Consider the following 18,171-nt stretch of genomic DNA (forward strand, 5'->3'; position numbering starts at 1 on the left):
GCTCACCGGCTCGGGGCGCGGCCACGGGCCCATGCCCGTACCGCCGTCAGGTCCTCCTGGTCTGCGGGCCGCCCGAGGAGCCGATTTCCCTCAAACGCCTGCTGAAGACGGCGGTGAACGTCAGGATGCCGGTATGTCATCCAGGATCAAGTACAGCGGTGAGGACAAGGACATGACGCTGGACGAGCTCGAGAACGCGATCCGGCTCGCACGCAACGCCGGCGCCAAGGGCGAGCGGTACGTGTACGCGACGCTCAGCACCAGCGGCAAGATCAAGGAAGTCAGCGTGGAACTCGGCGAGGACTCCTCCTACTGACGCAGCCCGCGCGCCAGACGACAACCAGCGCACGGGGGGTGACATTGTTCGGCCGCGGAGGGGAGCGGCGGTGGCGGTGATCGCCGAGAGCAGGGTCGTCGCTGGACGCGCTCTGGCGGGGAGCTCCTGAAACCGCTGCCGTACGCCTGGGGTGGTGCGGGCTGTCGTGGTGGCGGGAGTGTGCGGCCTGGCCATGGTCCGCGGGCACCGCCCGCCGTTCGTACTCATTGTCGTACGGCCCGCGCTGCTCACCGCCGCAGCCTGGGCTCTGCTGGCCGGCCACGTGCGGGGCACGGCCGTCTGGGCCGGTCTGATCGAGCACCACGCCTCAGCATCCGCGACTCCCCGTACTCGTTGAGGTAGGCATGAACAGCGCCTACGACCGCGCCAGGCTTGTCGGACCCGTCGTCCTGGCCCTCGCGGAGAACCTGGCCCTAACGCGTGATGAGGCAGTGGCGCTGGCCACTCAGCTTGCTCAGCAAGGCGGGGCAGCCCTGCCTTCTGCGCCCGAAGAGCCGCAGTGGACCGCTGCCACCGGACCGCTGACCGATGCGCAGCTTGTCTCCGTTGTGCACCACCTGGTGGCCGTCCACAGACCAGACTCTTACCGCAAGATGCGCGCACATTTCCGTACTGCCGGGCACGGTGCGGGAGAGGACCGTCTGAGGGCCGCCTGGGCTCAGGTGAACAGCACAGCCCGGTGAGATGCCTGCTGAACACGGTTGTGCGCGCGACGCGCCGGGCAGAGCTGGTTCGGCTTCGCCCGCCGCGTCCTCGACCAGCTCCAGTAACCGCCTCCGGCACCCGGCAGCCGCACGACGCAGATGGCGAAGGGCCGTCACCGGCTCCCGGGTTCCGGGGAGCTGGCGACGGCCCTTGTCTCTCTGATCCTGCAGCGGTCGGGGCGACTGCTCCGGCTCAGTCGAAGGTGGCTGCGGGTGCGGCGCGGGCGAGGACATGGGGGCTGGCCTGGAGGCCGAGGATGCCGCGGGCGGTGAGGAGTGCGGGCCCGTTCAGGGTCATGGCGCCGTCGGTGTCGACGTCGACGTGCAGGCGGCCGCCAGGAAAGTCGACGGCGTAGCGGGCCTGTCCGGCGGGCTGGGGTCCGACGTGGCGTGCGGCGGTGACGGCGGCGCAGGCTCCGGTGCCGCAGGAGGGGGTTTCGCCGACACCGCGTTCGTGGACGCGCACGACCAGGTGGTGGGAGCCGAGGTTGTGGACGAACTCGACCGTGGTGCCGTGCGGGTAGGCGCCGGCCGGGGTGATCCGGGGCGGCTGCTGGAGGTCGCCGGCTTGGGTGAGGTCGTTGGTGAAGACGACGGCGTGGGGGTTGCCGACGTCGACGTGCAGAGCGGGCCAGCGGCGTTCGCCGACGGTGACGTGGACGCGGGCGGGGCGGGGCAGGTTGGGGCGGCCCATGTCGACGGCGACGTCCTCGTGAGGGTCGGCGGGGACGTGAAGGTCGCGCAGGCCCGCGCGGGTGGCGAGGGAGAAGTGGCCGGGCAGGTGGTGGCCGGCGTCGACGAGGTAGCGGCCCGCCAGGCGGGCGCCGTTGCCGCACATGGATCCGGTGGAGCCGTCGGCGTTGCGGTAGTCCATGAACCACTCGGCACGGCCCGCCATGGCGCGGGTGTCGGGGTGGGCGGTGGTGCGCACCAGGCGCAGCAGTCCGTCGGCGCCCAGGCCCTCGCGGCGGCTGCACAGCTGGGTGATGTAGTCGGGCTGCAACTCGAGGTGGTCCTGGGGGTCGTGGAGGATGAGGAAGTCGTTGCCGGTGCCGTGGCCCTTGGCGAAGGGGATGTACGTGAGCGCGGTCATGGGCGGGGTGTCTCTTCCGTGAAGCGCAGCCAGACGTGGCTGCGGGCGCGGGTGGTGCTCATGCCGTAGGCGGTGGCGAGGTCGAGGATGTCGACGAGGTCCTGCCAGCGGGCGGTGAGCTGTGCGTCGACGTCGATCTCGACTGTCACGCCGTGGGCGTCGGTGGTGGTGCGCGGCTCGGTGCCGGTCAGGCGGGTGAGTGCGTCCAGGGCCGTGCGGAGCGTGGTGCCGTGCTGTGCGCTGGCCACGATGTCCCCCACCGAACCGCCGATGCTCACTCGGAGCACTTCTAGTGCACTAGATCCTAGCTGGTGCACTAGATTTTTGAGGGCCGGTCGTCAACCCGGTACTGACCAGCAGTCAGCACGTCCGCGGGCGAGGAGATCCATGGCCGACAGCACCCCGGCCGGCTACCAGCGCGTCGCCGAGGCCTTCCGCGAGCGGATCACCGACGGCACCTGGCCCACCGGCCACCGACTGCCCTCCCGCGCCCAGCTCGGCGCCGAGTTCGGCGAGGGCGAGAACGTGATCCGCAAGGCCCAGGAGACGCTCATCGCCGAAGGCCTCCTCGAGGGCCGCCCCGGCGCCGGGACCTACGTACGCGAACCCCGCCCGCGCCTGCTCATGCGGCGCAGCCCCGCCCCCGGCACCCCGCCGGTACCGCTGGCCCCGGCCGGGATCGCGACCTGGGACGCCCACTCCACCGCCAAGACCCCCGCCCCCGAGAACATCGCCGCCCGCCTGGACATCCGCGAGGGCGCGCTGTGCGTGCGCACCGAGTACGAGTTCCTCGACACCGCGCGCCGGCCGGTGATGACGGCGGTGAGCTGGGAGCCGATGGCGATCACCGGCGGCACCGTGGTGGTGCTGCCCGACGGCGGGCCCTTCGCCGGGGCAAGCGTCGTGGACCGCATGGCCCACCTGGACATCACGGTCGCCCGCGCCTCTGAACGCCCCCGGCCCGTCCAGGTCGACCGCGAGCAGGCGAGCAAGCTGGGCGTCGCGGTGGGCTCGCTAGCGACCTGGATCGAGCGGACCTTCTACGACCGCGAGGACCGCCCGGTGGAGACCGCGGACCTGCTCATCCCCGCGGACCGCTGGGACATCGACTACGACATCACTCTCACCGCGCCGCCGGCCTGAACACCCGCGCGGGCGCCACGTACCGAACTGCTGCGCCACTGGCTGTACCGGTTCCCCGGGCCCGGGGAACCGTCGACCCGCCGCCCCGTACGAGGGCGGCGACTGGGGGAGGAGCCGACCATGCCCGAGGCCGCACGCCGGGACCCGCTCAGCCGCGCGACGGCCGCCCTAGGGTCACCCGCCCTCGGAACCGCGATCGGCATCGTCGGCCTGGCCGTGCCCGTCGTCGGCTGGGCCGTCGACCGGGTCAACCTCAAGGCCCTGCTCGCCGTGCAGGCCCTCCTCATCGTGCTCCTGGCGGCGGGCCACCTGTGGCTGCGAAAAAACTTCATCTCGCTGCGCCGGGCCAATAACCTCGCAGCCATGGACGATGCCGCGTATTACGACCATGTCCGCGCGCAGCTCGAGGCCGAGCTGATATCCGACTACGGCGAGATCGCCGACGGCCACCTGCGGGTCTACGCCTCCGAAGTACCGCGCCTGTCGGCGCTGCTGGTCAAAACCGTCACCGAAGCCCGCTCAGAGCCTCAGCGGATTCTGGCCGCCGACCTGACCACGAACCCCACTCTGCTGACCGGCCGCCGTGAGTACATCGCGGCCAACCGCCGCTTCACCGAGGCCGGCGGCCGCATCGACCGGCTCTTCGTCGTCTACGCCGCCGACCTCGCCAAGGAAGAGTTCGCCCGCACCCTGCTGGACCTCATCGGCCAGCATCGCGACCTCGGTGTCACCTGCGGCCTTGCGGTACGCGACCGGCTGCGCGCCGAGCAGGCCGTCGACTTCGTCGTCTTCGCCCACGCCGCGGCCCTGGTGGAGGAGGAGCAGGGCGACGCCGAGTACAACCGCGGCCGCTCCAGCGTCTTTTTCAAGGGCGTGGGCCGCTGGACCGCGCGCTTCGAGTCCGTCTGGGGCCAAGGCGCCGACTCCGCGCCCCGCGCCCTGCAGTCCTACGAGGCTGTCGCCCGCCCGCAGCTGGACGCCGGGACCTGGGACGCCGAACAGGTCAACGCCACCGTCGCCGCCCTCTGACCCACACCCTCAGACGCACCGAAGGGACCGCAGCCGATCGGCTGCGGTCCCTTCCATCGTTGTCCGCTCGTGCAGCCCCCGTCGCGCGGAGGGCCGACCGGGCCGTTACTTGGCGCTGCGGCCGACCAGCTGGGTGAGGAGCTCGACGATCTGCGCCTGGTTGCGGTCGATCTTGTCGTTCATGGCCTGCACCTCGCCACGCAGGTCGTGGACGTCGTGACGGGCCGCGGTGACCGACTGCTCGACTCCCATCAGGCGGTTGTCGAGGCCGGCGATGTCCCCGCGCAGGATCTGCAGGTTGTTCTCGTAGCGGCGGGTCAGGGCCGCGATCTCACCCTGTGCGAGCTCGTCCTCAGGCATGCCAGTCATCCCTCGTCGTCCGGAGTCAGCCCCCAGTATCCCAGCCCGCCGGACCGCCCGTCCCCCGCGTCAGCACACGAAACATGACCACCCTCCGCACATCTAGTGCACTAGCTGTACTGTGCGTGTCAGTCGGGCGGGGGATGTCCCTGCCCCTGCCCCAGGGGGGACCGTCATGTTCACCGCCTTATCCCTGATCACCGCCGGGATACTCCTGCGCCAGGCCGACCGCCTGCACTTCGCCCGCCACACCCCACACACCGCCCCCGCCCGCCAGCTCCTCGCCCTGCAGCGCGCCCGCGCCAACAACCTCACCCCCACGCTGCTGCTCGCCGGACAGTGGACCCAGATCGCCGGCCTCTGGCTCCTGGCCGCCCATCACCCCGCCCTGGCCGTCGCGGCCGCCTTCGGCGTCGCCGTCCAGCTGCGCCACCTGCAAGAGGCCAGCCACCACGCCGTCCACGGCGTCCTCGCCCGCACCCGGACCGCCAACCACCTCCTGGCCGAGGCCCTCGCCCACCTCCCTCTCGGACTGGCCCCCGTCGCCGTACGCCACCAGCGCCACGTCCGCGACCACCACCCGGCCGCCACCCTCGCCACCGATCCCAACCTCACCGACCTGCACCAGGCAGGCCTACGTCCCGGCGTCAGCCGTATCCGCTTCGCCCTCGCGCTCCTCCACCCGCTCACCCCCGCCGGCGCCGCCGCCACGCTGACCGGCCTCGCCCGCGACCTGCGCGCCCACCCCGCCCGCCAGGCCGCACTCCTCACGGTCCCCGCGGCCGCCTACCTCACGGCCGGATGGACAGGCCTGTTCGCGGGCTGGCTCCTCCCGCGCCTGCTGCTCTACCCGCTCCTTGCCTGGCTCAGCCTGATCGTCGAACACACCTGGTTCGACCCCGAACACCGCACCGGTCCCCAGCCGCACGTCGAAGCCGGACGCTGCCTGCGCCTCTACCCCCGCAACCGCGCTCTCGCCGCTCTCGCGGCCGCCACCTGGCTCCCCTACGGCGACCTCCACCACTACGCCCACTCCGCCCACCCCGGCCTGCGCTGGAACTACCTCCCCGCCCTCGAACGCCACCTCCCCCCACCTCACTTCACGCCCCACGGCCTGGCCCTGGGAGCTCACACCGTGACCGCCCGCCACCACCACGCCCTCAACGCGGTCACCGCCTGCGAGGAACCGGTCAAGGTGTAGGGCGCCCATCACCCCGCGTACGACCGAGGCCCTCGCTGCATCCCGGCGAGGGCCTCGGTCGCGCCTACCAGCCGCAGGCAGTACCCCAGCCTGCAGGGCGCGCACCTAACCGGCCTCGGCTCCGCCTCCGTCAGTTCCGGCGAGAGGACGACCAGCGCGAACCGCAGACCGCCTGCTCACAGTGGCGCGCGAGACGACGACGCCGAGCTGGAGCGTGGCCGCCTCGCGGCGGATACGTTCGGCAACCCGCGCCGCCTCCATGGCCAGGGCCTCCGCCTCGGGGGGCAGGTGCTCCGCAGGAGGCAGCGCGCGGCCGTCGGCGGCGAGCAACAGATCAGCGAGGTCGTGCAGCTGCCGTACGCAGGCCACGTCGTACAAGGTCCCCCAGGACAGCTGCGGCTCGACACCGGCGAGGTGGTTGGCGAAGGCGGCGGCCAGCAGATGGCGGGCCTCGTCGCCGCCGAGCTGGTCGGCGTACGGGTCGCTGAGATAGACACGGACGCAGGGAGCTGCAGGGATCGGCCAGCAGTTCATTGATGTTCGCCTAACTGGTTGGATGATGAGCGCCCCACGCCACCACGACCGTAGGCCACCACCGCGGTTCTGTCCGGGCCGCTATCCCCCGCGGAACTGCTCGCGGGACCAAAGTGCGCCCGCGCGGCGAGAACATCACGCTGGAAGATCTCGCCCCGGTCGGCGGTGAATAGGGGGGCCGAGCAGCCACGGGCGGCGCACTGCGGGAAAGGCATTGTGCGCCTGGTGCCGCTCCGTGTTGGCTTGGGTCACGAGCGTGATCCACGTACTGACGGAAAGACCACGACTTTGAACGACCTGACGGCTCCGCTCTCCCCGGCTCAGAGCCTGCTCCTTCGCACCATGGCGCACCAGTACCTCATGGGAGGGGAGTGGCCCGTCTGGCAGTTCACCGTCGCGACGCTGGATCAGCATGATGTTGATGCCCAGGAGCTGATCCGTTCCCTGCCTCGGGTCGGATCCACCGGCCACGTCGGGCCTTCCTACGGTCTCACCTCCCACCTTGGGCCCCACATCGCCGAGGACGACCGGCCAGCCCTCACGATCGCGGCCGCGTTGCACCTGCCGGAGTTGCGGTCCTACATCGGAGAGCCGTTCCTCCAGGTCCTGGACGTTCTGGTCGGGATGCAGCGCATCGCTGTGGTGTCGACCCAGATGGTCGTCAAGCAGCGCTTCACCCTCGACACCATCCTGGCGAAGCTCCCCGGCCTGCCCGAGAACTTCCAAGTCCGGCTCTACGGGCTCCTGGGCCTGGAGCCCGCGACCTGGAACGGGTCGCGGAGCGTCCCTGCCAGCGGCGCCTGGTCGTGCGAACTCACCCGGGAACTGCGCCACTACCGCTCTGTCACGACCCTCGAGGAGTACGCGCGCACCACCACAGCGCGGGTCACCGCCATGGCCGGGGACCTTACGGCGCCGGCTGCCGTTGCTATCCCAGCGCCCCCGGGGCCCGTACCGGGGCCGTACGTGAGCGAAGGCCTGCTCTTCGACCTGGAGGCCAAGGACACCGCTCTGCGAGTGGACAAGCTCCTGGCCCTTGCCCGCGAACTCAACGACAACCACGCCGGCGGCAACCCCTATGCCTGTCAGATGCTGCTGCGCGCCATCCTCGATCACGTGCCGCCCGTCTTCGGGCAGGCCAAGTTCAGCGGCGTAGTCTCCAACGTGTCCTGGGGCCAGACCGACAAGGCCTACGTCAAGAAGCTCGCGGAGTTCCGTAACCCCGCCGACGACGTCCTGCACCGTCAGATCAGCGCCCAGGCCAGCCGTATCGACATGGACGACCTTCCGCCGCGCTCCTACGTCAACGCGCTGCTCCAGGGAGTGCTCGACCATCTTCCCGCCCCTGATCGGTCGCAGAAGACGGAGAAGTGAGCTCGCGTCCCGAGCACGACCCCGATTTCGGCCGCAGAGTGAGGAGCAGTTGCGGGGACAGGGCGGGCGGCAGGAGCCACAGGCCCAGGACGCCCATGGCCGTGAGCATCGCGGCCAGCAGGAGCGCGGCAATGTCGTGGTGCGGGGAGCCGAACACGCCCGCCATCAGGGACAGGGCGATGGCGAAGACCATCAGGAACCACCAACCCGTGCGCCCCAGTAGATAGGGGCGCTCCTCGGTGCTGTGCCACCAGGACAGGCTGGACATCGTGGTGTAGCTGAACGCGGTGAGCGGTACGACGATCGGCAGCCAGAAGCGCAGATCGTCGCCGGCGGGCAGTTGCCGGCCCCAGCGCTCGCCCATCCGGTAGAGGCACGCCAGGTACAGCGGGGCCGTTGCGAGCACGGCCAGCCACAGCAACGCCCGCAGCGCCCAGTGGTCCAGGCGGGACATCTGCTTCTCCATGCGCGCGACAGTAGTGACCAGCGCCGAGCCGATGTGCCTTCCCAGGGAGCAGGGGGCCCGGGCCGATCAGAGCACCTGGACTCGGAGCCGACCATCAGTGTCCGGGTCCGGCCGCTGTGAGCCTCACACCATGTTTTTGCAGGTGAGGTGGTGAGGCGCGTCGCCTGTCTGCTGTGTGGCAAGACCTGCGGAAGGTGTCCTCTACACACCCGAGAGACAATCCGGAAGGGTTAAATGATAGGGTTAAATCTAGAGGGTAAGTGATGCTAGGGTGAGGCCACGGAGGGAGATTGACATGGCGTCCGAAGAAGAGCTGTTCGCGAACATCGATGCACTGCTGGAGGAGGAGCCGCAGCTCCCGCCCCCGGCAGAGCGCGCCCGGCTGCGCGAGGCCGCCGGAATTACCCAGGCGCGCCTCGCGCAGGCCCTGAAGTCGACGACCCAGACGGTGAAGAACTGGGAGAACGGCCGCTCCGAGCCGAAGCCGCCGCGCCTGGAGGCCTACCAGCGGCTACTGAAGGGGTGGGCGGCGAAGTACCCGGCCCACGGAACGGCCATCGCGACCACCGTGGCCGCGCCGCAGCCTGTCCCGGTGCCTGCCACGACGGCGGGCCCGGCCGCACCCGAGGCCGCCGACACCACCGACCCCGCGCAGGCCTCCACCGCGCCGGAGCGCCCCGCCCGTCCGGCCGGACGCACCGCGACGCCGTCCCGGCGCCCGGCCGCGAAGAAGGCCGCGCCCGCGACCGACCCGCGCTTCCCGCACGGCCCGCTGGCTGTCCTGGACGGCGACGGCTCCGCGTACGCGGTGGGCGGCATCGTGCTGGACTGCCCGGCGACGACCGTGCCGGAGCTGGTGGAGTGGACGCTGCACGAGTCCGGCCTGGGCGCCGCGAAGCTCAACCGGTACGGCAAAGACTCTGACCCACTGATCGTGCTCACCGCGGCCGCCGCCGTGAAGCTGGGGCTGCCCGAGCGCCTGGAAGGCCACGAACAGCGCCGCTCCCTGCGCCTGCCCGAGGACCACCCGGTCGTCAAGCAGGTCGCGAAGGCGAAGTGGCAGCTCACCCAGCGGGGCTTCGGACCGTGGGCGCGGATCTACCGCAAGGCCCAGGGCCGCGACCGCCAGTGCGTGCAGCTGGCGATCCTGTCCTGGGATGCCCTCGACGAGCGCTCCTGGCCCGGCGTCGCCGAGATGGCGCCGGCCGACATCGCCCGCGTCCTCGGGGTGTACGCCCAGCGGGTCATCACCCCGCGCGGCTCCACCGCCGTCTCCGGCCTGGAACTGATGACCGCGCTGCGCCCACCGACCAAGGCCGTGCAGGACCCTCAGACCGGTAACTGGGTCTCCGGCTACAACGCGGGCAGCCTGGGCACCGAGCCGATGGACCCGGCGCCGCCGGAGGCCACCCCGGAGCACCCCGTCGTCGTGAACTCCGGCTGGACCGGCGGTTTCCTCAACGAGGAGGCCTACCAGTGGATCCGCTCGGTGGAGACGCTGTCCGATGAGGAGTGCACCCTGCCGTACGCGGTCGGCCTCGACCTGAACACCGCCTTCCTCGCTGCCGCAGCCCGCCTGGTCGTCGGCCTCTCCGCCCCCGACCACTTCCACGGCCCGAAGTTCAACCCGAAGATCCCCGGCTCCTGGCTGGCCGACCTCTCCCACATCGAGCAGGACCCGCGCCTGCCCAGCCCGTTCACGCCGGACGGCTCCCGGCCGACGGGCCCGGCCTGGTACCAGACGCACACCCTCGCCTACGCCCAGGAGCTCGGGTACGACGTGCACCCGATCGAGGCGTACCTGCGCCGCGAGACCGGCGCGTACCTCGACCCGTGGCACGACCGCCTCAAGACGGCTTACGTCGACACCCTCGCCGACATGGGCGTCACCAAGGACCTGGACGACACGGCGTTCCTCGCCGCGATGGAGCAGCACAAGCAGAACGACCCGGCGCTGGCCGCCGTCTTGTCCGCGATCAAGGCAACGGTGAAGGGCGGTGTCGGCAAGCTCCGTGAACGCCCTCAGGGCAAGCACTACAAGGAGGGCGAGACCTGGCCCGCTCTCTCCCGGCCGACGTGGCGCCCCGACATCCGGGCCGCCGTCATCAGCAAGGCCCGGGTCAACATGCACCGCAAGCTCAGCAACATGGCGCGGATGACCGGGCTCTACCCACTCGCCGTGCTCTCCGACTGCGTCGTCTACCCGAGCCCGGGTGAGAGCCCGCTCGACTTCCTCCCCTACGCCGCCTCGGGCAAGCCGCAGCCGGGCGGGTTCCGCCTCGGGCCCACCCCCGGCCTGGCCAAGCTGGAAGGCGTCCAGCCGATGCTGTGGGCGGTCGACCTGATGGAGAAGGGCCTGAACCCGGCCCGCCACATCAAGGGCGGCGACGCCGTCCTCGAAGACGGCGAGTAGCCCACCCCGGCGCCCGCCCTCCCACTCGTCCTGCCAGTCCGCACCCGAAGGGTTCCAACCATGACCGACCGCAAGCGCCCTCCCCGCTGGGCCCTGCCCACCCAGCCGGCGGGCCACGACCCGATCCTTTTCGCCCAGGCGATGCGCGACATGCGGCTGACCTGGCGCGCCCGGGGCGTCCTTGCCGAGCTCACCGTCGGATACGCCGACGACGATCGCCCCCTGATGCACCAGCTGACCTCGCTCAGCCGCCCCGAGCGGCTGGCCGCCGAGGGCCGGGAAGCGTTCGGCAAGGCCGTCAGCGAACTGCGCGCCCTTCGCTACCTCATCCCGGAGAGCGAGGGCATCGCCGAGCGCCTCGTGGTGAACCTCGACGCCGCCAAGGACGCCCAACCGGTCCCTGACCGCTACTCCTACGAGGACTGAGCCGTGAACGAGATCGAGGACGCGATCCAGCGGGCCGACCGCGAGGCGTTCACCAAGGACCCGCCCAAGACGCTCAAGGGCCAGGTCGGATTCCTGATCAAGCAGTTCGGCAGCGCCAAGGCCGTCGCCCAGGAGCTTGGAGTCACCGCCGACTCCGTCAACCGCTACCGGCGCGGCGCCCGCAAGCACGCCCGCCCCGACATCGCCGCGAAGATCGACGACACGGTCAAGGCCCGCTGGCAGCCGCTGGTGCGCAAGCGCCGCCAGAAGCAGGCCGCCACCTCCGGCGGGATCACGGTGGAGACCCGGGCCCGGTTCGGGTACACCTCCTCCGCCGGATCGACCGACGACGGCCGCTTCCGCCGCCTCACCGTCAAGCTCCCCGCCACGTACGCGCAGCGCCTCTTCGACGCCCGTGACACCGGCGCCAGCGACCAGGAGATGCGCGGAATCATCGCCGAAGGCTTCAAAGAAGTGTATTTCCAGGACGGCGGAAGCCGCGCCATGGGACTGTCGGACGTGGAAATCGGCGACATCGATTACCTCGATCTGGATTACTGACTAGGAGCGAATACATGACCACGGAATTTCCGGCCATCGACCGCGACAAAAGCCCGCTGCTCGACGCCGATCACGACGCCGTCCGGATCGCCGACGCCCTGCGCCGCAGCCCGCACATCACCTTCGTCGCCCCGGCCTCGCCCGGCGACGAGACCGTCGGGTTCCGTGACGCCGACGGCACCGGTTTCGAACTGTCCCTCACCACCGTGGAGCCGAACCCCGACGGTGAGCGGGCGGCCTACGCCTGGGACGCCGTCGCCGCCGCGATCGGCAACCACTGGCACTTCATCCGCGCCGCCCTCGAACAGCCGTCCTTCGGGCCGCTCAACCTCAACACCATCACCGCGCTCACCCGCACCGGCAACGAGTACACCCTCACACTGACCGCCGGTTACCGCCCCGCCGACGACCAGGACCACTCCACCCCGGCCGCTGACGTTGCCTATGTCGCCGACCGGCTCCTCGTCAGCGACCCGAGCGACTCGGAGCGCGCCACGGCCGAACTCCTCAACTACGTGGCCGCCACCTGGGACAAGCAGGACCTCCCTCTGCGCGAGCACGCCCAGGCCGTCGCCCGCGCCCTGCGCACCCGGTAAGGGGGATCTGGCCCATGTCCGCATCCACGGCCACTCGGCGCGCGTACGGTGAGGTGACGACCCGTCGGGAGGACCAGATGAGCGCGCAGCCCGACCACGCCCCCGTCACCACCTACGCCCCCGCGCCCGGGGCGCCGGCCGAACTACTCGCCCAGCTGCGCGCCGACGCGCGCGCCGACTCCTGGGTGCCGGCCTTCGAGCGGCAGTGGGCGGCCGCGCTCGAGGAATCGCGACGCACGTTCTCCCTCGGCGGGCTCTACGAAGTCGTCCGGGAGTGGCAGGGCCGCATCGCCTCCGCCCCGGGCGTCGACGCGTTCGTCGCCTCCGGCTACGACGACAGCGACTTCATCGACATGGTGGAACTCCGCACCAAGCGCCTGTGACCGCACGGCCGTACGAGGTCCGCTTCTCGCTCCCGTCCGCCAAGGTCCTCGACGCCCTGCCCGAGCACGCGCGAGCCACCGTGTGGAACGTCCTGGACGCCGCCGCGGCCGACCCCTTCGGCTTCCAGCCGTTCAACACCGACGACCCCGAGGGCGAGGACGTGCGCCACGCCTTTGTCGGCCAGCTCTCACTCACCTACTGGATCAACAGGCCCCTACACCGCCTGTCCGTCCTCACCATCACCTGGCTCGGATAGCCGCCCGAGCAGGCAGCCGGTCGCGGCATCACAGTCCCAGTACCAGGGTGTTTCCGGTTGTAGCCACTGCCGTTGCCATCGGTAGCCACCCTGGCGGCAACGTGTACCCAGACAGTTGTCACCGGTCACTGCGAGGACGTTCAAGCGCCCAGTTGAGCCTCGCGCCGGCTCTCGCGGCACCACCGCCATTCGGTGGCAACGGGTATCCAGCCGGATATCCACCCGGTGGCAACGCGTATCCACATGGTCGATCACCAGGGGCCGCGCGGACGCTCGGCACCGAGCTGCACCTCGCGCCGGCACTCCGCGCACTCCGGCGGACCCGCCACCTGGCGCGGCCGGTCGCCCTTCGCCCAGCTGAACCCGCACAGTGCCTCGTGCGTGATGCCGCGGAAGGATTTGTCCTTGGTGGCGTGTGAGCCGTAGCTGGGCACCTTCCAGGTGAACGTCGCCTCTCCGTCGTACGGGGCGCCCGTCGGCCAGGTGTAGGCCGGCTCGGTCGTGGTGCAGCGCATCCGCAGATCAGGCCCTGTCCAGTGCTTGCCGTACCGGAGCTCCGAGCTGGCGTCGACCGCGTCCGCGAGGCGCTCGAAGGACAGGTCGAAGTCGTCCATGTGCTTCCACTTTCCCGGCGACTGCTCGCACATCAGCGTGCGGAACATCAGCAGCAGCCGCGCCAGGTCGTGCTGACCGACCCGGACCGTTCTCGTCTCATGGTCGTAGCCGTACGTCGGGTCATGGGCGGGCTTCTTCGACATCGGTCCTCGTTCGCATCACAGCAGCGGTCACCACCCCGCCATAGGGCCCGGCGGTACGGCCGGAGGCTCAACGAGCCGAGGGCCTCGGAGCCACGGCGGTCGCCTGGCCGACCCGCGAGCACCTCACGATTCCGGCCCGGAAACGAACCGGCAGCGACCCATCGGTCACTGGGCCGGAAGGACCAGAGGAGGGAAAACACCCGAAAGAAGGAGCCCACGGTGAAGCCCTGGCCCGGGGCGCAGAGGGGAGGTGTAGAAGCGAGCAAGCCCGGGGAGAACCCAACTGATCTGCAGCAAAGCCGAGTTGACCAAATGGGCGCACTGGCCGAGCAAAGGGTGACGAGATGCCGAAGCAAGGCCGGGCACCATGGAAGACGAAGCCGATCACTTGCCCTGCCTGCGGCACCCGGACGAAGGCGAGCCTGGCCACCGGCCGCCTCTACGAGCACCCCGCACCGGCAGGCCCTGGCACCTGCCCGAAGTCCAGAACCGTCGTGCTGGGCGGCGAGGAGATCCAGGACAGCTACGAGTGCGCCTGCGGCACCTGGGCACGAACCACCCTCAAGAACAAACTCGCCGAACACCACATGCCGGAAGGCGAGCGGTGCCCGCTGTCCGGAGAGCCGATCTCCGCACCGACCCCACGCCCGGCCGGGCAAGGGGTCGTACGGATGGTCGCGGCCCCACCGGCCCACGGGTGGCGGCGCGAGCGCCTCGACAGCAGCGACAGTTCGAACCCCGAGCGCGCCGACAGCAGCGGCAGCTCGAGCGTGTACGCCATCCTTGCTGGCCTGCCCGGACACGGACGGCGGTACTGACCGCCGCCGACGAGGCACTGCGGCGCCGAGCACGCTGCCAGGCTAGGAGGCTCACAGGCCGTTTCCCCAGGTAGACGCGGTGCACTGTGAGGGCTGTAAGGGTGTGAGAGGACGCTGTTGCCCGTGCTCGCGTACGCCCCTGGTGAAGCACGCCGACCCGCACGACGATGGCGTCGTGGGCGAACACGACGAGGACCAGGAACACATCGTCGAACCAGGGCAGCCGCTGCTCACCGCAGCACGTGCCCGGCAGATGACGGCCGGGCTGCGGGAGGCGATGGACGACGTCCGCCGCTCCGTCGCGGTCCTCGCCACCCGGGTGCGCAACGCGCACGCCGTCCGCATCTGGGCGCCCCTCGGGCACGGCAGCTGGGAGGCGTACTGCCGGGCGGAGTTCGACATCAGCCGCGCCCAGGCGTACCGGCTCCTCGAGGTCGCCCGCACGCTCGCCGCGATCCACGGCGCCGTCGCCGCCAGCCCTGGGACGTCTCGCACGCGAGACACTGACCCCAGCGCCGCGGCCGCGCTCGACTACGGGCTGTGTCAGCGGGCCCTGATCGCCGTCTCCGGCCGCACGGACACCGTCGCGGAGCTGAGCTCGCCGACTCGCCGCGCTCGCCCACAGTGGTCTCCAGGCCCTCGACGCCGCCGCGGTGCGCGCTGTGGTCCGCCAGGCCGTCCGCGATGTCCGCACCGCCCCGACACCACCGCCCGCCGATCCGGCGGCAGACCCGGCCGTCGCCGCGCTGCGCCGCGTCGTCGACGACCTCGTCGCCAGCAGCCACGCGATGGGGGAGCTGATGCTCGAAATCGCCCCGGCGTACCTGTCCGACTCCGAGGCCGCCGACATCCTGGTGCTGCTGTGCGAGCAGATCGGGGAGCCGCTCGACCACGGGTTTGCTGCCCGCCGCTACGCCCTGACCGGTGACCGCCGGGCCCTGGCCGGGACGGTGCTGTAGGTGCTGCTGCTCGTGCTCCTGGTGGTGGACCCCGGGTAGCAGTAGGCCCGAGTGCGGGGTGGGCGCAGCATTTGCATGGGCCGGGCGGGACAAGGGTGCTGCACGGGTAGCAAGCCTGGTCCGGCGGGTGCAGCACGGCCAGCTGCTGCGTGCTGCAGCATGAGCCCGCGCTCCCTGCTCCGCAGGCGGACAGTAGAGCCGCGGCACATCCTCGGCTACGCCCGGCGGGAGATCTATGCACAGCTGCTGCATGCCGCCCGGGCTCCGAGGGGCACTGATTGTTCTGCTCTTCCAGAACAAGCCGGTTCACCTGGTGCTACCGGCCGTCCGATCCTTGCGGCGGGCAAGGACGGCGGAGCGGCTGACGTTTGTTCTGCTCTCCCAGAACAAGGCGGTTTAGTTAGTGCTACCGGCTTGATCGTGAACAGGTACGACGAAGGCGCTGCACCCGGGGTGCAGCGCCTTGGTGTCTTCGCGGGGCCGAGAGACCGCTGGAGGACTTGCGAGGGCCCTCCGCGTCAGCCTGTCGCAGCGAGGTTGGCCATCTGGGCGGCGAACCGGGCCCTTCGCTGCGCGGTGAAGCGTTCGGGCTCGGCGGCTCGGATCTCCGGGATCGGCATGGGGTAGGCGACCTTGCCGCCGGTGAGGAGCGGGTGGAGCTGGTAGAGGCCATCTTCAAGGCTCCAGGCCAGCCCGCACTCGCGGAGCTCCTTGAAGCCGCGGTTCACGGTCGGCTTGCTGGCGCCCAGCTCGCGCGCCATCTCGTTCTGGCTGATCGCGGCAGTGCCGGCCTCTGGGTCGCTGAGGTACAGCAGTTCGTCCAGGACCCGGCGGCCGGCGGTGGAGACATCGACCAGCGACAGGAGGCGCAGGACAGCACGGGGAATGGCGACGGGAGCCTCTGTGGGAGGGCTGGGGACGTAAGAGCTGCTCACGGAGCCTCACCACTTCCGATCAGGTCGACGTGTACCGAGGATATGGCGCGCGAGGTCATGCGCTCGCCTTACGAACGGGCCGACGCTGCCGGAGCGTGACGACCGTTTCCTTACGCCGGGCGGACTCCGCGGCCTTCTTCTCCGCCTCCCGCACCTGGCGCCACTCGGTGGGGTAGTCGGCGTGCGGGATGATGCAGGCCGGGCCCTCCGCGCTGTTCCAGAGCGCCTGCCACTTCTCCTGCTCGCCGGAGGTACCGGCCACCGTGAGCCACGGGTTCAGCTGGAGGACACCGCGCTTGGCGGTCCGCATCCAGCCGACGTGCGCGAAGAACTGCGACGCCTCGTTCACCGAGGCCGCCGACAGGTTGCACCGGGCCTGGAGGTCGCGCTGGTTGGTCTTCACGAAGCCGCGGGCGGCGGCGCGGGTCTGGTCGTCGGCGCGGTTGGCGTTCTGCAGCGCCACGAGCTTGCACCAGACCTGGAACCAGGAGCCGGGCATCTTGAGGCTGCCGAGGACGTCCATCAGCAGCCGGGCGTCCAGCACGTAGCCGCTGCACTCCGCACTCGCGGCGAACTCACGGCCCTTGATCTTCTCCACGCCCAGGATCAAGCCGCCCTTGCCGTCCGACCGCGCAACAACTCGCTCGCCGGGGCGGACGATCGGCAGCTGGTCCATCAGCACAGTCCTCCAGAGATGATCAACATTTCAGCCTGAACGGTAGCACTAGGTAAACCGGCTTGTTCTGGAAGGGCAGAACAAACCGTGGCGCGCGGTGACCTGATGACCCGTCAGGTTCGAGGGGTCTTTGTTCTGGAGATCCAGAACACCCGGGAGCCGTTTGTTCTGGATCTCCAGAACAAACGGTTTCGCATCACCGCAGGTCAGAACCATTTTCAGCGCGGAACGCTCTTATGTGTCACTAGAGACCGGCCGCCACCTGAACCCCCACAGCCACGCTGCGCACCGCGCGGCACAAGCAGCTTTCGGCGACGGGCGTGTCGCCCTCGACAACGACCGGTTCGAGGGGGCCGGCGCCTGTGGCTGAGCTCGCTTCGCGTGCGGCACCATGGTCCGGTGCGGGCTCGGGACAACAGCAGCGGCTCTGAGTATCGGGCGGCACCGACCGTGACGCTCAAAACGCTGCAGGCGTGGCCAGTGTTGCTGATGAGCTCCGCCGTACGGCCTGGCGGCCGGACGGCTCATGTACCTCCGCACGCCGAATTCCGGCATTCGCATATCGGGCTTCCGTCCTGTGGCTGAGGTTATTCCAGTCCGCATGAATCGAATTGATCAGGTAAGTTTATGGCCGGGGCTGATGCTGACGCGCCTGGAGCCCAAACGCTACACAGCTAGCACCAGTGATGCATCATACAAGCCACACCTTCCCACTCTCGGGTGATACCTGATGGAATCCGCCACACAGCAAGGGGTCGGCATGTATGATGGCAGGGTATTAGTGAACGTGAACGGCCGGTTTCGAGGCTGGGGGAGTGGTTCGGGTGGAGCGCAGCGGAGCCCGTCACTACAGTGAGGCCGACACCCGATCGAGCCGACAGTCCGTCACCCTTGTTGCAGGGATGGTGGCTGAGAACCCCAAGCCCTACACAGTCCTGCACCCGATGCACCTCCCCTCGTAGTCAGTCTGGGTGATCGCGCTTGCGCGGTCGCCTCCAATTCGCGCTTGCGCGAATTGCATTCCGTCAGGAATTCCGTTTACGGAATTCCATTCCCGCGCTTGCGCGGGAATCCGAATTGCGCTTGCGCAATTCGCTCTCTATGCTCCGGCTTGCCGGAGCATGTCCCGCGGAGCGGGACATGCTCCG

At 70.1% G+C, this 18,171-nt stretch carries 23 protein-coding genes; 15 read left to right on the top strand and 8 right to left on the bottom strand.

Features of this window, described 5'->3' with window-relative positions; translation table 11 throughout:
• Nucleotides 1–133 precede the first annotated feature (133 nt).
• From ABT160_RS24510 to ABT160_RS24520, 3 genes are all read left to right on the top strand, one after another.
• Nucleotides 134–316, top strand: a complete 183-nt coding sequence (locus tag ABT160_RS24510; protein WP_351649918.1) for a hypothetical protein — start codon at nucleotides 134–136, stop codon at nucleotides 314–316.
• A gap of 154 nt (nucleotides 317–470) precedes the next feature.
• A complete protein-coding gene (locus ABT160_RS24515) occupies nucleotides 471–674 on the top strand; it encodes a hypothetical protein (protein WP_351649919.1) in 204 nt (67 codons plus the stop codon).
• Between the two features lie 7 nt (nucleotides 675–681).
• Nucleotides 682–1,020 carry a hypothetical protein gene (locus tag ABT160_RS24520; protein ID WP_351649920.1) on the top strand — a complete coding sequence of 113 codons (339 nt, stop codon included), beginning with the start codon at nucleotides 682–684 and terminating at the stop codon, nucleotides 1,018–1,020.
• Between the two features lie 214 nt (nucleotides 1,021–1,234).
• On the opposite strand, the gene dapF is transcribed toward ABT160_RS24520, so the two are convergent.
• Nucleotides 1,235–2,134, bottom strand: coding sequence for a diaminopimelate epimerase (gene dapF / locus ABT160_RS24525; protein ID WP_351649921.1), 900 nt, complete (start codon nucleotides 2,132–2,134; stop codon nucleotides 1,235–1,237).
• Nucleotides 2,131–2,412, bottom strand: coding sequence for a hypothetical protein (locus ABT160_RS24530; RefSeq protein WP_351649922.1), 282 nt, complete (start codon nucleotides 2,410–2,412; stop codon nucleotides 2,131–2,133). The genes dapF and ABT160_RS24530 overlap by 4 nt, the downstream gene beginning before the upstream one ends.
• 109 nt (nucleotides 2,413–2,521) lie before the next feature.
• Between ABT160_RS24530 and ABT160_RS24535 the strand changes: the two genes are divergently transcribed.
• Nucleotides 2,522–3,277, top strand: a complete 756-nt coding sequence (locus ABT160_RS24535) for a GntR family transcriptional regulator (protein WP_351649923.1) — start codon at nucleotides 2,522–2,524, stop codon at nucleotides 3,275–3,277.
• A gap of 120 nt (nucleotides 3,278–3,397) precedes the next feature.
• The gene (locus ABT160_RS24540; protein WP_351649924.1) at nucleotides 3,398–4,306 is read left to right on the top strand and encodes a hypothetical protein; all 909 of its coding nucleotides are present in this window, start codon (nucleotides 3,398–3,400) and stop codon (nucleotides 4,304–4,306) included.
• Nucleotides 4,307–4,411: 105 nt separating this feature from the next.
• Here the strand turns inward: ABT160_RS24540 and ABT160_RS24545 are convergent, their stop codons facing one another.
• Nucleotides 4,412–4,666: a hypothetical protein gene (locus tag ABT160_RS24545; protein ID WP_351649925.1), complete on the bottom strand. Its 255-nt coding sequence runs from the start codon at nucleotides 4,664–4,666 to the stop codon at nucleotides 4,412–4,414.
• A gap of 175 nt (nucleotides 4,667–4,841) precedes the next feature.
• Between ABT160_RS24545 and ABT160_RS24550 the strand changes: the two genes are divergently transcribed.
• Entirely contained in the window at nucleotides 4,842–5,867 is a 1,026-nt protein-coding gene (locus ABT160_RS24550) for a fatty acid desaturase (RefSeq protein WP_351649926.1), read from the top strand.
• Nucleotides 5,868–5,972: 105 nt separating this feature from the next.
• On the opposite strand, the gene ABT160_RS24555 is transcribed toward ABT160_RS24550, so the two are convergent.
• Nucleotides 5,973–6,401, bottom strand: a complete 429-nt coding sequence (locus ABT160_RS24555; RefSeq protein WP_351649927.1) for a hypothetical protein — start codon at nucleotides 6,399–6,401, stop codon at nucleotides 5,973–5,975.
• Between the two features lie 288 nt (nucleotides 6,402–6,689).
• On the opposite strand from ABT160_RS24555, the gene ABT160_RS24560 reads away from it, so the two are divergent.
• On the top strand, nucleotides 6,690–7,775 hold the full coding sequence (locus ABT160_RS24560; protein ID WP_351649928.1) for a hypothetical protein: 1,086 nt from the start codon (nucleotides 6,690–6,692) through the stop codon (nucleotides 7,773–7,775).
• Here the strand turns inward: ABT160_RS24560 and ABT160_RS24565 are convergent.
• Nucleotides 7,705–8,241, bottom strand: a complete 537-nt coding sequence (locus ABT160_RS24565; RefSeq protein WP_351649929.1) for a hypothetical protein — start codon at nucleotides 8,239–8,241, stop codon at nucleotides 7,705–7,707. The genes ABT160_RS24560 and ABT160_RS24565 overlap by 71 nt on opposite strands.
• Nucleotides 8,242–8,536: 295 nt before the next feature.
• Between ABT160_RS24565 and tap the strand changes: the two genes are divergently transcribed.
• The 6 genes from tap to ABT160_RS24595 all read left to right on the top strand — a co-directional run bounded on the left by tap (nucleotide 8,537) and on the right by ABT160_RS24595 (nucleotide 12,877).
• Nucleotides 8,537–10,654, top strand: coding sequence for a telomere-associated protein Tap (tap, locus tag ABT160_RS24570; protein ID WP_351649930.1), 2,118 nt, complete (start codon nucleotides 8,537–8,539; stop codon nucleotides 10,652–10,654).
• Nucleotides 10,655–10,714: 60 nt separating this feature from the next.
• Nucleotides 10,715–11,080, top strand: coding sequence for a hypothetical protein (locus tag ABT160_RS24575; RefSeq protein WP_351649931.1), 366 nt, complete (start codon nucleotides 10,715–10,717; stop codon nucleotides 11,078–11,080).
• A 3-nt stretch (nucleotides 11,081–11,083) separates the two neighbouring features.
• Complete coding sequence (gene tpg, locus ABT160_RS24580) at nucleotides 11,084–11,641, top strand: telomere-protecting terminal protein Tpg (RefSeq protein WP_351649932.1); 558 nt, start codon at nucleotides 11,084–11,086, stop codon at nucleotides 11,639–11,641.
• 14 nt (nucleotides 11,642–11,655) lie between these two features.
• Complete coding sequence (locus ABT160_RS24585) at nucleotides 11,656–12,237, top strand: hypothetical protein (RefSeq protein ID WP_351649933.1); 582 nt, start codon at nucleotides 11,656–11,658, stop codon at nucleotides 12,235–12,237.
• A 77-nt stretch (nucleotides 12,238–12,314) separates the two neighbouring features.
• Complete coding sequence (locus tag ABT160_RS24590; RefSeq protein ID WP_351649934.1) at nucleotides 12,315–12,620, top strand: DUF6247 family protein; 306 nt, start codon at nucleotides 12,315–12,317, stop codon at nucleotides 12,618–12,620.
• Nucleotides 12,617–12,877 (top strand): hypothetical protein, encoded by a 261-nt coding sequence (locus ABT160_RS24595; RefSeq protein WP_351649935.1) that lies wholly within the window; start codon nucleotides 12,617–12,619, stop codon nucleotides 12,875–12,877. Before ABT160_RS24590 ends, ABT160_RS24595 begins: the two co-directional genes overlap by 4 nt.
• 251 nt (nucleotides 12,878–13,128) lie before the next feature.
• On the opposite strand, the gene ABT160_RS24600 is transcribed toward ABT160_RS24595, so the two are convergent.
• On the bottom strand, nucleotides 13,129–13,635 hold the full coding sequence (locus tag ABT160_RS24600; RefSeq protein WP_351649936.1) for a hypothetical protein: 507 nt from the start codon (nucleotides 13,633–13,635) through the stop codon (nucleotides 13,129–13,131).
• Nucleotides 13,636–13,979: 344 nt separating this feature from the next.
• Between ABT160_RS24600 and ABT160_RS24605 the strand changes: the two genes are divergently transcribed.
• Nucleotides 13,980–14,453: a hypothetical protein gene (locus ABT160_RS24605; protein WP_351649937.1), complete on the top strand. Its 474-nt coding sequence runs from the start codon at nucleotides 13,980–13,982 to the stop codon at nucleotides 14,451–14,453.
• Between the two features lie 653 nt (nucleotides 14,454–15,106).
• Nucleotides 15,107–15,412 carry a hypothetical protein gene (locus ABT160_RS24610; RefSeq protein WP_351649938.1) on the top strand — a complete coding sequence of 102 codons (306 nt, stop codon included), beginning with the start codon at nucleotides 15,107–15,109 and terminating at the stop codon, nucleotides 15,410–15,412.
• Between the two features lie 518 nt (nucleotides 15,413–15,930).
• Here ABT160_RS24610 and ABT160_RS24615 read toward each other — a convergent pair.
• Nucleotides 15,931–16,347 carry a helix-turn-helix domain-containing protein gene (locus ABT160_RS24615; protein ID WP_351649939.1) on the bottom strand — a complete coding sequence of 139 codons (417 nt, stop codon included), beginning with the start codon at nucleotides 16,345–16,347 and terminating at the stop codon, nucleotides 15,931–15,933.
• Between the two features lie 55 nt (nucleotides 16,348–16,402).
• Nucleotides 16,403–17,023: a hypothetical protein gene (locus ABT160_RS24620; RefSeq protein WP_351649940.1), complete on the bottom strand. Its 621-nt coding sequence runs from the start codon at nucleotides 17,021–17,023 to the stop codon at nucleotides 16,403–16,405.
• Between the last annotated feature and the right edge of the window lie 1,148 nt (nucleotides 17,024–18,171).

Source organism: Streptomyces sp. NPDC001941, from assembly GCF_040296945.1.
Lineage (GTDB): Bacteria > Actinomycetota > Actinomycetes > Streptomycetales > Streptomycetaceae > Streptomyces.